Origin of the sequence: Enterococcus mundtii (assembly GCF_002947535.1) — a bacterium.
GTDB classification, from domain to species: Bacteria; Bacillota; Bacilli; order Lactobacillales; family Enterococcaceae; genus Enterococcus_B; species Enterococcus_B mundtii_B.
Genome location: NZ_PUAP01000013.1, coordinates 1 through 13,665, shown reverse-complemented (window position 1 = coordinate 13,665; position 13,665 = coordinate 1). Strand labels below are relative to the sequence as shown.

Genomic DNA, 13,665 nt, shown 5'->3' with positions numbered 1-13,665 from the left:
AATGATAAAAAGAATCAAGCGTATTTTTTTAAATTTACTTTTAATTACCATTTTTCTTATAGGCTTAGTTTTAATATTTAATTTTCAAATTCGATCTTACTTACTGAATAAACAAGTTCAACAATATGACATAGCAAATTATTCAAAGAAAGATTTGGAAGACAATCTGAAAAGGAAAGGAAACTTTGACTTTGATTCTGTTGAATCTATTTCAAATGAGTTAGTATTAAAAGCACAATTTAAAAATAGTGATTTACCTATAATAGGTGGTATCGCTATACCCGATGTAAAATTATCTTTACCCATATACAAAGGCTTAGACAATATTTCACTACTTTCTGGGGCTGGTACAATGAAATCAAATCAGCAGATGGGAGAACGAAATTATGCTTTAGCAAGCCATAGTGCTAAAGATAAAACTATATTATTTTCTCCATTAGAGTTTATTTCTCTAAAAGAAAAAATATATGTAACAGACTTAAAGAATATTTATATTTACCAAGTGTCTTTGAAAGAAAAAGTGGATCCATCAAAAGTAGAAGTCATTGATGATATTCCTAATAAAGAAATGATCACTCTTGTTACATGCGGGGATTTGGAAGCTGTAACGAGATTGATTGTACAAGGCACACTGATCGATACAGTTGAATTTAAGAATGCTAATCAATATATCCAATCTTTATTTAGCTAATATAAAAAGTCTTATCAGTCCTGACAGATTACGAGTAGTACTTTTTATCAAAGAAAGAAGGTGCTTTCTAAATTCAAATTGTTTTATGGTCATAATAAATTAAATAGGGAAACGAACGCGATTATAAGTTCGTTTCCCTATTTTTTATGAGTGTTTTTAATCTAATTGAAAAGAGCCCTTTTTGATCCAACCTCAAGAAAATTTTGAAAAAATCTTACTATGGAGCTAACTAGTAACGCACCCTATTTAATCAATTAGGAATTTGCTCATCTCCCCCTTGTCATTCTATAGTTTCTAGGGAAGATTCAGACTGTGATTTTCCTAAGGAATATCCTCGTAATGACCGCAAGTAGCAATATTAATAATTGATTCCAAAACCATAAAGCAAAATTTATTTCCTACACTACTAGCAAATAACCTAGAATCACTGACCAAAAAAATTCAGCTGATTAGTATTTTCTTCATATCCCATAAACCTAAGTCTAGAGCCCGTGCCATTAAATAGATACATAGGAAACTAAAAAGAAACGCATGCCATAGATTAAACATTCTCGACGAGTAATCTGCTTTGAGAGAAAGAAAGTCGGTACCACTACAAGTGATTGTATGTCACTATATATATGCGGATAAACTGATTTTGTTGTATTAACAAAGGTTCGATTAAAATAAACTCCGTTAAAAATCTTTGCTAAGAATTTAGTAAAAAAAGTTGATTCTATCGTTTGAACAGTGTTTCGAATCCCTTACGTCAAGTAGAACAATGTGGGGAGAATAAGTGCAGCCGTCATTAATAACGCTAATAGTGCATAAACAGTAAGTTTTAGCAGCATTCGACTAAATTCCGCAATTCGAAGATGCCTTCGATACCCCACAGCAAAAAAGAATAGAACTGAAAAAAAGTAACCATATATGCAATATAAAAATTCGAAACAATCAACAGAAAAATTCACACAATGTACCGCTTCAGCAGAATGTTCTTTTCAATGAAAAAGTGGATCTCGTCAATAATTAATGGTAAAAGAAAAAAGCATCCAGCCAAATAACATTTAAAAAATAGCCAGCCATTATACCAGAAAACATATAATTCAAAGCTTGCAACAGAACCCCTATTTTCAATCACTTCTGGTTTGTCATCCAGTCGAATTTTTTCCCTTTTTGATTCGATTTGGGAATTTCCTTGTTTTTCTTTTGAACGAAGATTCCCTCGTTGCGCTAACCGATGTATTAACGTATCCTGACTTACATCTAAAAAGAAAACAGCGCCTAAATTTTGATTCTGACTTTGTAGGTAAGCTTCGAGCATTTTTGCTTGCTGAAGGGTACGTGGGTAACCATCTAGAACAAAGCCATTTTCAACATCTTTTGCTTGTAAGCGACTCTTAACCAATGAGTTTATCCACTCATCTGGAACTAGCTCTCCTTTATTCATATATTCTTGCACTCTGAGTCCGAATGTATCTTTCTCCTTGGTTGCTTCTCGTAACATTTCACCAGTTGAAATAGCTGTCAGGTGGTACTCCTCTGCGATTCTTTTAGCTTGGGTGCCTTTCCCAGCACCAGGTAACCCTAAAAGGACCAGCCTCATAATTTTTCCTCCTTATAAACTAAAAAAGGAAGAGATGATTTTTTAAATTATTTCATCTCTTCCTTTCCTGTGAAACTATTGTATTTTTACACGATAAGGTCATTCAATTATTTCATGTGCCAAATAACTGTTTATTTTGGCTCTAATTTCAATGTCATAGCATTGATGGCAACAATTACAGTCGAAAGTGACATCAAGACGGCACCGACTGCTGGAGTTAATGTTATGCCAATTGGTGCTAGTATTCCTGCAGCTATTGGGATCGCGATAAAGTTATACCCTGCTCCCCAAACAAGATTTTCTTTCATCTTACGTGTGGTCTTCTGAGCCAACTCGATAAAGGATTCAATGTCGCCAGGGTCTGACTGTGTCAAGATGACATCGGCTGAATCCAATGCTACTTGAGTTCCGGCACCAACAGCTATACCAACGTCTGCTAATGCAAGAGAAGGTGCATCGTTGACCCCGTCACCGACCATGATAACTTTCTTTCCTTCTGCTTTAAGTTTTTCAACTAATTCATATTTGTCTTGAGGAGATTGATTAGCTAGATAATCAATACCTAAAATTTCTGCAGCTCCTTGAGCCGCTTTTTCATTGTCACCCGTTGCCATAATCGGCTGAATCTTGTTCTTTTTAAGGGCTTGTATTAAGTCTTTACTTGTCGGTTTTAATTCATCCCCTAAAGCTACAGCACCGATTGCTTCGTCGTTTTCTACTAAGACACTGAGGGTTGCTCCTTTTGGAATATCCATATCCAGATTACGTCTATATGCTTTTTGACTGATTAATTGATAACGATGTCCGTTAGCTTGACCTTCTACACCAGCGCCAGAAATAACATCAATCGAATCAAAACTTACTGGACGTATCCCTTGCTGTTCTGCGTAACTAATAATTGACTGAGCGATAGGGTGACTAGATCCACCTTCGATACCTGACAATAAGGCAACGATTTCATCTTTCGTATATTTATCATTAAAGAGTTCAACATCTAATACTTTAAACTCACCAGTTGTTAAAGTTCCAGTTTTATCTAAAACTATAACATCTGCGTTTGTAGTCAACTCCAAAGCGTCCCGGTCTTTCACTAATAATCCCCGACTGGCCCCTAAGCTGGTACTACGAGCAGTCACCAATGGAATAGCCAGCCCCAGGGCATGCGGACAAGCAATAACTAATGTGGTGACTGTAAAAATAACTGCCGTTGGTACATCAGCTATAACCATCCATATGACAAGGGCAATAAGAGCTACAATAACCGCAATATAAAAGAGCCATCCTGCAACTTTTTGTGCAAGATTTTCTGCTCGTGAAGATTGGCCTTGAGCTTGACTGATTAATGCCTGAACCTGAGAAATGAAGGACTTATCGCCCGTCTGTTTTATTTCCACATAGAGGACTCCGCCACCATTGGTTGATCCACCGATGACCTCATCTCCGGGATTTTTTTCAATTGGTTTCGATTCCCCAGTCACAAGCGCTTCGTTTACACGTGATTCGCCACGCTGGATCGTTCCATCTGCTGGAACATTTTCTCCGGCTTGAACACGAATCAAATCACCTACTTGCAAGTCAGCAACTGGACGAGTCTCAATCGAATCGTCTTCTAAAACAACATGAGCATCTTTCGGCACCAACTCAGCCAATGCTTTTTGCGCGTCCCCTGCTTCACCCAATGCCTTCATTTCAATCCAGTGTCCTAATAACATGATTAAAATTAACGTTGTAAACTCAAAGAAGAAGTCCATGACATGTTCTCCGGTCACATATCGAGCGGCCACTGCGTAAACACTATAGGCATAAGAAACCGTTATTCCCAAAGTAATCAAGGACATCATGCCTGGAGCTTTTGAATTAAACTCATCTTTCGCACCCATGAAGAATGGTCTTCCGCCAAAAATGTATAGAATTGTTGCCAATACAGCTGCTACAACGTCTGCATAAGGAAAGATAATTTGGAAAGGCAACTGAATATCCATCATAGGAGTAATGAGTAAGATTGCAATTCCTAATGGGAGTGACTTCAAGAAAATCTCCTTAAAGCTACCGTGATGGTGGTGGGCATGCCCTCCCATTGCGCCATGATCCATTTCACTGTGATCCATCGCACTATGATTCATCTTGCTGTGATCCATCTGACTATGTTCCATTTCATTATGGTCGTGTTTTGAGTGATCCATGTCGCCGTGATTATGATGACTATGTGACGAATGTTTTTTGTTATTCCTCATTTTTAATTCCTCCTTATTATATTAGAGACTGATTTTAAAGTTTTAGAACTTTCTCATCTAACACTGCATATAATTCTCATGAAAAGGGTTCTATACTTTATCTCTATCTACTATCTATGAATAAATGGTATTCGTACTTTATGCACTTAATACTGAATAGTTAGTTTCTGCTAAAGCAGCATTGAGCGTTTCGGTATCAATCTCTGTTTGACTTTCAAGTACTGCTTTTTTAGTCGCTAAATCAACCTCTACAGATTCAACCCCTTCAATAGCTGAAAATCTTTCTTGTACCGTGTTCGCACAACCTGCACATTTTACGCCATCTAATAAGACTTCTTTTTTCATTATTTTATTCCCCTTTTTTTTTTTTTTATCTTCTCCTATTATATAGAATAGGAAGAAGTTTAAATCCCAGATAAGCTACGTGTTTTCTAAACAACTGCTGGTTTGAATCGTCTTAAGCGTAATGCATTTAATAAAACAGAAGTAGAACTAAAAGTCATTGCCCCTGCTGCAATAACCGGGCTAAGCAATGGACCGCCAAAGGCATAAACTACACCCATCGCGAAGGGAATACCTAAAATATTGTACGCAAATGCCCAAAACAGGTTTTCCTTAATGTTTCGGATGGTAGATTTACTCAATTCCACAGCCGTAGGGACATCCATGAGGTCACTACGCATTAGGACAATATCTGCTGATTCCATCGCTACATCCGTACCAGATCCAATGGCAATTCCTACATCGGCTTGCGCAAGTGCAGGAGCATCATTAATTCCATCGCCTACCATACCTACTTTTTTGCCTTCATCCTGCAACTTTTTCACTTCGTTAGCTTTATCTTCCGGCAAAACTTCGCTCAATACACGGTCGATTCCCACCTGTTTTGCAATTGCTTCTGCCGTTCGTTTGTTGTCACCAGTAATCATGGCTACTTCAATGCCCATCTTATGCAACTTTTCAATGGCTCGTAGGCTGCTCTCTTTTACCGTATCGGCGACCGCAATGATTCCGAGAATTTCACTACCTCTGGAAATGTACATTGGCGTTTTACCTTGACTAGCCAATTCATCGGATACCTTCGCCAACTTGCCTAGTTGGACATTTCGCTCATCCATCAGTTTTCGGTTACCCAACGAAAGGGTAGCTCCGTCGATTTTTACCTCGATTCCATGACCCGGAATCGCCTCAAAAGCTTCAGTTTTCTTCAGAGACAATCCTTTTTCTTCTGCATCCTTAACTATTGCTTCCCCTAGTGGGTGTTCAGAACCTTTCTCACCGGAAGCCGCCAACATCAAGAGTTCCTCTTGAGAGATCCCTTTTGCAGTAATAATATCTGTTACCTTAGGCTTTCCTTCTGTAATGGTTCCTGTCTTGTCAAAAACAATGGTCTTCAGTTTATGAGTTGTTTCCAATGCTGTCCCACTCTTAATCAATACGCCATGTTCGGCACCTTTCCCTGTTCCAATCATGATTGCTGTAGGGGTAGCTAACCCGAGTGCACATGGGCACGCAATCACCAGTACCGAAATGGCTATGGTCAACGCGAATACCCCTGTTTGTCCAGCAAAGTACCACGCAAGCGCAGAAAGGATTGCAATCGCAATAACGATTGGTACGAAGTAACCGGAAATAATATCTGCCATCTTAGCAATCGGAGCTTTAGATCCTTGCGCGTCTTCTACTAGTTTAATAATCTGAGATAGTGCGGTATCTTTCCCAACTTTTGTGGCTCGATAATGAATCGTACCGTTTTTGTTGATACTTGCTCCAATAATCGCGTCCCCTACCGATTTTTCTACGGGGATACTTTCACCAGTTAACATGGATTCGTCTACCGACGTCAACCCCTCTGTTACCATACCGTCCACAGGCATTTTTCCACCTGGGCGCACAACAACGATGTCACCCACTGCCACTTCATCAATCGAAATCTCTATTTCCTTTCCGTTTCGTACTACCAGTGCTGTTTTTGGAGCCAATCCCATCAGTTTCTTAATGGCTTCAGATGTCTTCCCTTTAGTCAGGGTTTCTAAATACTTCCCTAGAACAATTAGGGCTAGAATAACAGCCGCTGTTTCGTAATACAATTCGTTGGCATAAGATGCCTCTCCCAAGAAAATCATGACCGTTGCAAATACACCGTAAAGGAAAGCGGCACTTGTTCCCAAAGCGATTAATGAGTCCATGTTGGGATGTCCCTTAAACAACGCTTTGAATCCAGTCTGGTAAATTTTTTTATTGACCACGACAACCGGAAGCGTCAGCAAGAGTTGAATGATAGCAAAATTTTCCGGATTCATCATCGGATCGATAAAAGCAGGTAGGGGCGCATTTACCAAATGACCCATTGCGATATAAAGTAATGGGGCTGTAAAGATGGCCGAAATCAAAAATCTCTTCCAGAGGCTCTTGATTTCATTCTGTTTCTTTTCTTGGTCTAAGTCCACCGTGTCCGCAGTTGCTCTCTCTTCATGTGCCTCATATCCCGAATCGGATACGGCCTGAGTGATATCGGAAATATTTAACCTACTTGGATCATACTCTACCACCATTTTTTCCGTGGCTAAGTTTACCGATGACGTATTTACTCCGGTAAGTTTATGAGTAGCTTTTTCAATGGTTTGTGCACAAGAAGCACAAGTCATACCTTCAAGATTAAAAGTCTTCCTTACGGTATTAGGTATTGCAGCATATCCTGCATCTGAAACGGCTTTTTGAATGTCAGCCTCCGAAAGTGACGCCTCATCAAACTGAATGCTCATTTTTTCCGTTGCAAAATTCACATTAGCGATTTTTACGCCTGATAACTTCTGGGTCGCTTTTTCTACTGTTTGGGCGCAAGAAGCACAAGTCATGCCTTCTATGGTAAATGTTTTATTTTCCATCTTTTATTCCATTCCTCTCATCTTCATTCCATGGTGTTTCATATTGCATTCACATTGCCCTGGCGCACAGTGGCAACTAACTTCTTCTACAGCAGATTTTTTTTTCATTTCCAAAGCTTTTTCCAAGCGCCGTATATCATCGAAACTCAAGATGTGATCTTCAATTAAACCTTCAATTACATAACCTACCTCTTTATTGCAAATCCGACTAAAAACATCATTTGTGTAATCTTTTATGGTCTCATTTTCCTCAATTTTTGCGGAATAGATATACTTCTTCCCTTCTTGCTCAGTAGACAATGCACCTTTCTCTACCAATCGGCCTAATAGCGTTTTGATTGTAGCCTGTTTCCAATTCATTTTGTCTTCCAAAATAGCGATAACTTCTTTACTGGTGACTTTTTTATTTGCCCATACCACGCGCATGACTTCCCATTCAGCATCTGTTACGTGGGGCGGTAAGACTGTAGCAACCATCTTTCATCCTCCTCGTTTACACTCGTAAACTGTTTATTATAAGATCAATTTACATGTGTAAACGCAATTTGTCAACAACTTATTTCTATAAAAAAATCAAAGTTTTTGTCTCCTTAAAACGGCTGAATCAAGAGTAAACTCAAAAGAAGCGTTGGCAACTAGCTTCAAATGAGCAAAAAGCTAGATACAAAAATCTGATCTCCTCCTACCCCGCTGTTGACTGGAGTTACAAAGAAAAGAAGTATCTGCTTTGATTGTGTCAGTTAGATATAGATACCTTTGAAACATAGAAGTGATACTAGATAAAATTAAACATAGCAATGAAAAAAGAGCGAATCTATGAAAGATTCGCTCTTTTTTTATTTTGTTACTTCAGTGCGACATAATTCTGGCATGCCAGCTGTAAGATAGTTTCGTGCAAAATCTAGCTCAGTGATCCATTTCTCAATGTGATCTTTCTGGATGATCAGCGGCATACGATCGTGGATAGATGAAACCGATTCATTAGGCTTGGTCGTCATTATGATCGATTCCGTTTCAAAACCTGCACCAGTTTTATGAATGCGATAAAAGCCGCCTAAATAAAAAACGTCACTCTCACTTGAAGTAAACAATAGTTTCCGCTTTTCGGAATCCCATTCGTAGAATCCAGAAAGAGGGAATACACAACGTGTTTCTCTGAAGGCTTTTGAGAAAGTTTTCTTTTCTTCCACTGTCTCCGCCCGTGCATTGATCATGAGCTGGCCTTTTTTAAATCCATGGAATCCCCACTTGGTAACGCCAGGAACAATTTTTGATTCCTGGTTGACTGCTAAGGTCACAACATGATTTGAAGGGAAAATTTCATTGTATCCAACTCGAATTTGCTTGCTGGTAGCATTGGGAATCACTTGATCATAATAGTCTTTCAATTCTCTTGATGATAAATCAAAAAAATATCTTCCACACATATTCTTCCTCTCCTTTTCTGATCTGTTTAAAAATCGTGTGCCACAGAGCCATTCTAAGACAATTTCAAAGTTAAATGATGGACAATGATCTTCAATCGTCGTCTGCAAAGTCCTGATAATACTCATTTTTGATTAGCTCAATCTCTTTTTCTATTTTACTCGCTTTTTTCTTTTGTTTGTTGCGAGAAGACTCTCTGTCCTGAAAATAATCAACATTAAACCATTTTTCCTCTTTTTTTATGGATACATGTCGGACATCTGTCCAATTGATCGCTTGTTCATTGAGTACAAAATAATCTTCATATGCTTCACCAAGAAATTGTCCTTCGACAGGATCCAAAAATCGCCCAAATTCGTCTTTAGTGTTTAATTGCAGCGATATAGGCTTGTGATAAAGGAACGATTCTGATAGAATTGCGTCGATTTCCTCACGGTTCATTAAATCCAAACCAACAACTTCTTTTGTAGCCCAGGCTTCGTTTTCTAAGATACCTTTCATCAAATCATCCATGGCGTAAGCCGTTGCCCACTTCAATCCGAATGGTCGATCTTTGTATTGATTATAGTCCGTAAAAGTTTTCTTAGTACGTTTTACCATGACCTTCAGCACCTTCAAGTCCAGACATACCACCTGCATGCCCTCCGACAAGGCTGCTGCGAGCGATCGCACGTCCACCTTCCATTATGCTATTTGCATGAACGATCGACTTAAACCCGTATTTTTTGCGTATAGTATCTACCACATAATCGATTTTTAAGTCTTTTACTTGCTCGTCCGGATCTTCAAAGAGATCAAGCTGCAAAGCATTAGAATAAACGAGCTTTGAACAGTTTACTCCCACATTTCGAATGTCCTGGTATTTGTAATGACGATCAAATATCTGTAGTAAGTAGTTTGCTATTTGTTTGCTGCTATTAGTTGCTGGCACCTTCATTTGCTGGTGAAATCCTCGAATTCCTGATTGATCGACGTAGCCCATTGAAAATCCGATCCACAAAGAAACGACTTCAGCTTTAGCTCCCGATCTTCTCAATCTTGTTGCTACTTGATCAGCCATTTCTTTGATTACAATTTCTATTTCATTTCGACGTGTATAATCACGGTTTAACACCTGACTGTTCCCTATCGACTTAGATTTTACTTTGTATTTCTGACCTAAGAATGATCGATCGACGCCCCAGCTGTGTGCATATAGTTGAGTACCTAAGACACCAAAATTTTGCTTCAGCTGATAGTAATTTGCGTGTGCCAGATCATGCATAGTAAATATACCCATTCGATTCAGTCTGATTGCAGTCCGACGTCCGATACCCCAAACGTCTGTAATGTTTTCTACTGACCAAAGCTTTTGCTGAACGTCTTCATAGCGCCATTCTGCTTTCATATCTGAATTTTTTTTGCTTTCGAGGTCTAGTGCGAACTTGGCCAAGAGCGGATTGTCACCTATCCCGATCGTTGTGAAGATTCCAGTTTGTCGATAAACGTCTGTTTGAATCATTCTCGCCAGCTCTCTTGCGTCCTTTGCACCGAACAGCTTTAATGAGTCTGTGACGTCCACGAAGCTCTCATCGATGCTGTATACGGCATGATTTTGCTCATCAGCATACTTCTTGTAAATATTGTTGATCTCCATGTTCTTTCTCATATATAGTGCCATCCTCGGTGGTGCAATCACGAGGTCTTCCGGATACGGAAAAGGAAGATCTCGTGATCGACTGACATTAGAAATTCCATAGGCTTTTTTTGCGGCCGGACTCGATGCCAGGATTAACCCACTTCCTCGCTGAGAAGGATCGTCCGAAGGATAGGACATGACCACTAACTTTGTCTTTAAAGGATTTAGTCCTCTTTCTACGCATTCTACGGATGCATAAAATGACTTACAGTCGATACAGAGAATATCTCGTGAGGGTTCTTTAGTATAGTCAAACCTTGGATTTACGCCAAATTGCATAGCCATGATAAATCCCCTTTTCTAAAAAAAAGATACGTTTTATATACATATTAGAACACATGTTCGTTTTTTTAGTCAAGGAAATTAAATGATTAAAAACAGGATCATAGATTATTTGCTAATTAATTATAGTATATCTTATACATTAAATAATAAAGTATAAGATATACGTTTGTTTTAGTATAACTTATACCATAAATGTTATTCTGAAATTTTATCAGAGTGATTTTTTTCGTCAGCCAGAACAGTAATTCAAGGGATTTTTAGTATATATCTGCTATTAACTTAAATTATAGCAAATATATTAAATATATTTAGTATATCTTATACATTAAATAATAAAGTATAAGATATACGTTTATCCTAGTATAACTTATACCATAAATGTTATTCTGAAATTTTATCAGAGTGATTTTTTTTCGTCAGCCAGAACAGTAATTCAAGGGATTTGTAGTATGGATCTGCTATTAAATGAAATATAGCAGATATATTAAATATTTTTAGTATAACTTATACTTTTTATCGACATATAAAGTATAAAATAAATATTGATTAAAACGAATATATAAGTTATACTTTAAATAAAGATAAAAGAAAGTAGGTAAAAATATGACAGCAACTACTTATACAGTCGGGAACTTTAAAGGTGGAGTAGGAAAAACCAAGATAGTTACAATGCTAGCTTTTGATAATGCTGTAGTAAATAAGAAAAAAACACTGGTAATAGATATTGATCCGCAAGCCAACGCTTCACAAATATTAGCAAGAACTGTTGACTTAGATCATATTGATAAAACAATAGTAGATGGGATCAACGAAGAAGACCTTTCAATTTGTATAACGCCGATTATGGAAAATCTAGATTTAATTGCATGTGATACAAGTTTTAGATCGTTTTCTAACTATGTTATTGCTAACTTTGAAGATGAGAAAGAACAAATCATGGTTTTAGAAAAATTATTAGAACCTATCAAAGAAAATTATGAGACTATTTTTATTGATGTACCTCCAACTATTAGTGCATATTCAGATAATGCTATGGCGGCCTCTGATTACAGTATAATAGCTTTTCAAACACAAGAGGAATCGTTAGATGGAATTGGAAAATATGTTGGGTACCAAAAATTTATGATTAACAACTACGATATTGACCTTGAAGTGATTTCTATAATTGCATGCATGCTTGAACCAGACGATGATTTAGATAAAAGTGTATTGAGCGAGGCTATAGATTTATATGGATCCGCTGTATCGAAGAATATTGTTAATTTCCAAAAACGACTAAAACGTTATTCAAGAGAAGGGATATCTTTGAAAAAGTATCGAAACGGAAATTATGATCAATGGGACTATAGGGCACATGAACCGTTTATAAAAATACTTGCCGAACTTGAATCACGCAGAAAGATATTTGAAGAATAGCTAGGAGGGAAAGAATATGAGTGAAAGGAAAGAATTTAATGTTGATACCAAAGTTGATACAGAATATGCTGGGCTCTTACAGCCAGGAATAAAAAAGAAAAAATCTGTATCAATTAGAGGAGAAAACGAATTTGGACACTCTTCTTTGATAAATAAGAAACCAAAAGCGACTACTTCAGCAGCAAGTAAAAAACGAGGACGTCCTATAGAAATTACAGATGAGAGATTTAAAGTTACAAAACCAAAAAAAATATCTCCTGCTTTGGAGTCAAAATTAAACGTACTACAAGATTACGTTGAGGAACTTCAATCAGTGCAGGGGAGGATTACCTTTGAAAAACTTATTGACACTTTATCGGAAGCATATATTACACAAAAATTAGGTGTGGCGAAAGAGGAACACTTGAGAGAAGAAATAAAAGATGCATTTGATAAGCTTTAATTTTTTTAAGCCATCCAACAATAAAAGTATAAGTTATTACTGATTACCAAAACATAAAGTATAAGTTATACTTTATGTTTTGGCGTAAAAAAATATCTGTTGTCAGGGAAAGCTTATTTTGAAGGTATCGTTTTATTACCTAATGAAGGGATTTAAAGTATAAGATATACAATAATATCTAATTAGGTATAACTTATATGAGGTTTATTTAAGTATAACTTATACTTTATAAAAATTTCTTCTTGTACAAATTTAACTGTTTTGTTATATTCAAATAAATAATACATATAAAAAAGAGACGGATAAAAAAGTGAATTTGGCCTCACTTCTTCATCTGAATCACATACAACAACTATGTGTTCTCGCTCGTCTCATGGAAATTATGTAAGTGGCTGGAAACCACTTATGTGATTTGAATAAATCTATTCGGACTACCAATCCGAACCTATAGGTTTATTTTACCATTTTTTGACGAGCAACTCAATATATATACGCTTATTTTGTCATTCATTTGAGACTTCTAAGCCATTGAGAGAACACAAATCTTTAAGATTATTTGTGTTCTCTTTTTGTTTAGGAAGGAATAACAGTCATGGCAGCTTCTTTGGATGTCGTTTATTCGACGGTATTACAAAATGGTATCCGTAAATTCAAATATAAAAACAGCCACCTAAAACCGGTCTCTTTTAGTGATCAGTCGGGGAAGGGGGCTATTTTTGCGTACCGTTCAAAGGAACACATGATCGAGGGGATTGGACTAGTGATCACTTCAGAAGAAGGGGTGATCGAAAACAATAATCGATTCACTCATTGGACCCCAAATGTATTTCGCTATGGAACGTATGCTGATGAAGCCAGAATGTTTACAAAAGGCCACTCGGAGGACAATTTACGTCAAATCAATACATTCTTTGTTGATTTTGACACATTGGATCCAAACTTTGACTATGGAGAAATTATCTTGGCCAGTCACGAGATTGGCTTTATGCCTACAATGATTCTACGTACACCGCATGGATTT

11 protein-coding genes and 2 pseudogenes are annotated in these 13,665 nt (G+C 37.3%); 5 read left to right on the top strand and 8 right to left on the bottom strand.

Annotated features, from left to right (window positions below):
- The first annotated feature begins 1 nt into the window (after position 1).
- On the top strand, positions 2–691 hold the full coding sequence (locus CUS89_RS03785) for a class A sortase (RefSeq protein ID WP_002337548.1): 690 nt from the start codon (positions 2–4) through the stop codon (positions 689–691).
- A gap of 946 nt (positions 692–1,637) precedes the next feature.
- On the opposite strand, the gene CUS89_RS03780 is transcribed toward CUS89_RS03785, so the two are convergent.
- The 5 genes from CUS89_RS03780 to CUS89_RS03760 form a co-directional block, all read right to left on the bottom strand.
- On the bottom strand, positions 1,638–2,276 hold the full coding sequence (locus CUS89_RS03780; RefSeq protein ID WP_225620708.1) for an adenylate kinase family protein: 639 nt from the start codon (positions 2,274–2,276) through the stop codon (positions 1,638–1,640).
- 131 nt (positions 2,277–2,407) lie between these two features.
- Positions 2,408–4,510 (bottom strand): copper-translocating P-type ATPase TcrB, encoded by a 2,103-nt coding sequence (gene tcrB / locus CUS89_RS03775; protein ID WP_086269506.1) that lies wholly within the window; start codon positions 4,508–4,510, stop codon positions 2,408–2,410.
- 138 nt (positions 4,511–4,648) lie between these two features.
- Entirely contained in the window at positions 4,649–4,855 is a 207-nt protein-coding gene (gene tcrZ, locus CUS89_RS03770; protein WP_002294571.1) for a copper chaperone TcrZ, read from the bottom strand.
- Positions 4,856–4,941: 86 nt separating this feature from the next.
- Positions 4,942–7,398 carry a heavy metal translocating P-type ATPase gene (locus tag CUS89_RS03765; protein ID WP_086269505.1) on the bottom strand — a complete coding sequence of 819 codons (2,457 nt, stop codon included), beginning with the start codon at positions 7,396–7,398 and terminating at the stop codon, positions 4,942–4,944.
- Between the two features lie 3 nt (positions 7,399–7,401).
- Positions 7,402–7,875 (bottom strand): CopY/TcrY family copper transport repressor, encoded by a 474-nt coding sequence (locus CUS89_RS03760; RefSeq protein ID WP_029486057.1) that lies wholly within the window; start codon positions 7,873–7,875, stop codon positions 7,402–7,404.
- Between the two features lie 143 nt (positions 7,876–8,018).
- On the opposite strand from CUS89_RS03760, the pseudogene CUS89_RS16310 reads away from it, so the two are divergent.
- Positions 8,019–8,218, top strand: a pseudogene (locus CUS89_RS16310) (hypothetical protein); the annotation flags it as partial.
- Between the two features lie 16 nt (positions 8,219–8,234).
- Here CUS89_RS16310 and CUS89_RS03750 read toward each other — a convergent pair.
- The 3 genes from CUS89_RS03750 to CUS89_RS03740 all read right to left on the bottom strand — a co-directional run bounded on the left by CUS89_RS03750 (position 8,235) and on the right by CUS89_RS03740 (position 10,786).
- Positions 8,235–8,825: an SOS response-associated peptidase gene (locus CUS89_RS03750; protein WP_002287938.1), complete on the bottom strand. Its 591-nt coding sequence runs from the start codon at positions 8,823–8,825 to the stop codon at positions 8,235–8,237.
- 91 nt (positions 8,826–8,916) lie between these two features.
- A complete protein-coding gene (locus tag CUS89_RS03745; RefSeq protein WP_005237743.1) occupies positions 8,917–9,423 on the bottom strand; it encodes a hypothetical protein in 507 nt (168 codons plus the stop codon).
- On the bottom strand, positions 9,407–10,786 hold the full coding sequence (locus CUS89_RS03740) for a Y-family DNA polymerase (RefSeq protein WP_104871093.1): 1,380 nt from the start codon (positions 10,784–10,786) through the stop codon (positions 9,407–9,409). The genes CUS89_RS03745 and CUS89_RS03740 overlap by 17 nt, the downstream gene beginning before the upstream one ends.
- 603 nt (positions 10,787–11,389) lie before the next feature.
- On the opposite strand from CUS89_RS03740, the gene CUS89_RS03735 reads away from it, so the two are divergent.
- The 3 genes and pseudogenes from CUS89_RS03735 to CUS89_RS03725 all read left to right on the top strand — a co-directional run.
- Entirely contained in the window at positions 11,390–12,202 is an 813-nt protein-coding gene (locus tag CUS89_RS03735; protein ID WP_029486053.1) for a ParA family protein, read from the top strand.
- 16 nt (positions 12,203–12,218) lie between these two features.
- Complete coding sequence (locus CUS89_RS03730; RefSeq protein ID WP_104871092.1) at positions 12,219–12,644, top strand: hypothetical protein; 426 nt, start codon at positions 12,219–12,221, stop codon at positions 12,642–12,644.
- A gap of 592 nt (positions 12,645–13,236) precedes the next feature.
- Positions 13,237–13,665: pseudogene (locus CUS89_RS03725) on the top strand (primase C-terminal domain-containing protein); the annotation flags it as partial.

What these genes read in the sequence shown, in the direction of transcription:
- CUS89_RS03785 (WP_002337548.1), top strand. Translation starts at nt 2, where the DNA reads ATGATAAAAAGAATCAAGCGTATTTTTTTAAATTTACTTTTAATTACC.
- CUS89_RS03780 (WP_225620708.1), bottom strand. Translation starts at nt 2,276, where the DNA reads ATGAGGCTGGTCCTTTTAGGGTTACCTGGTGCTGGGAAAGGCACCCAA.
- tcrB (WP_086269506.1), bottom strand. Translation starts at nt 4,510, where the DNA reads ATGAGGAATAACAAAAAACATTCGTCACATAGTCATCATAATCACGGC.
- tcrZ (WP_002294571.1), bottom strand. Translation starts at nt 4,855, where the DNA reads ATGAAAAAAGAAGTCTTATTAGATGGCGTAAAATGTGCAGGTTGTGCG.
- CUS89_RS03765 (WP_086269505.1), bottom strand. Translation starts at nt 7,398, where the DNA reads ATGGAAAATAAAACATTTACCATAGAAGGCATGACTTGTGCTTCTTGC.
- CUS89_RS03760 (WP_029486057.1), bottom strand. Translation starts at nt 7,875, where the DNA reads ATGGTTGCTACAGTCTTACCGCCCCACGTAACAGATGCTGAATGGGAA.
- CUS89_RS03750 (WP_002287938.1), bottom strand. Translation starts at nt 8,825, where the DNA reads ATGTGTGGAAGATATTTTTTTGATTTATCATCAAGAGAATTGAAAGAC.
- CUS89_RS03745 (WP_005237743.1), bottom strand. Translation starts at nt 9,423, where the DNA reads ATGGTAAAACGTACTAAGAAAACTTTTACGGACTATAATCAATACAAA.
- CUS89_RS03740 (WP_104871093.1), bottom strand. Translation starts at nt 10,786, where the DNA reads ATGGCTATGCAATTTGGCGTAAATCCAAGGTTTGACTATACTAAAGAA.
- CUS89_RS03735 (WP_029486053.1), top strand. Translation starts at nt 11,390, where the DNA reads ATGACAGCAACTACTTATACAGTCGGGAACTTTAAAGGTGGAGTAGGA.
- CUS89_RS03730 (WP_104871092.1), top strand. Translation starts at nt 12,219, where the DNA reads ATGAGTGAAAGGAAAGAATTTAATGTTGATACCAAAGTTGATACAGAA.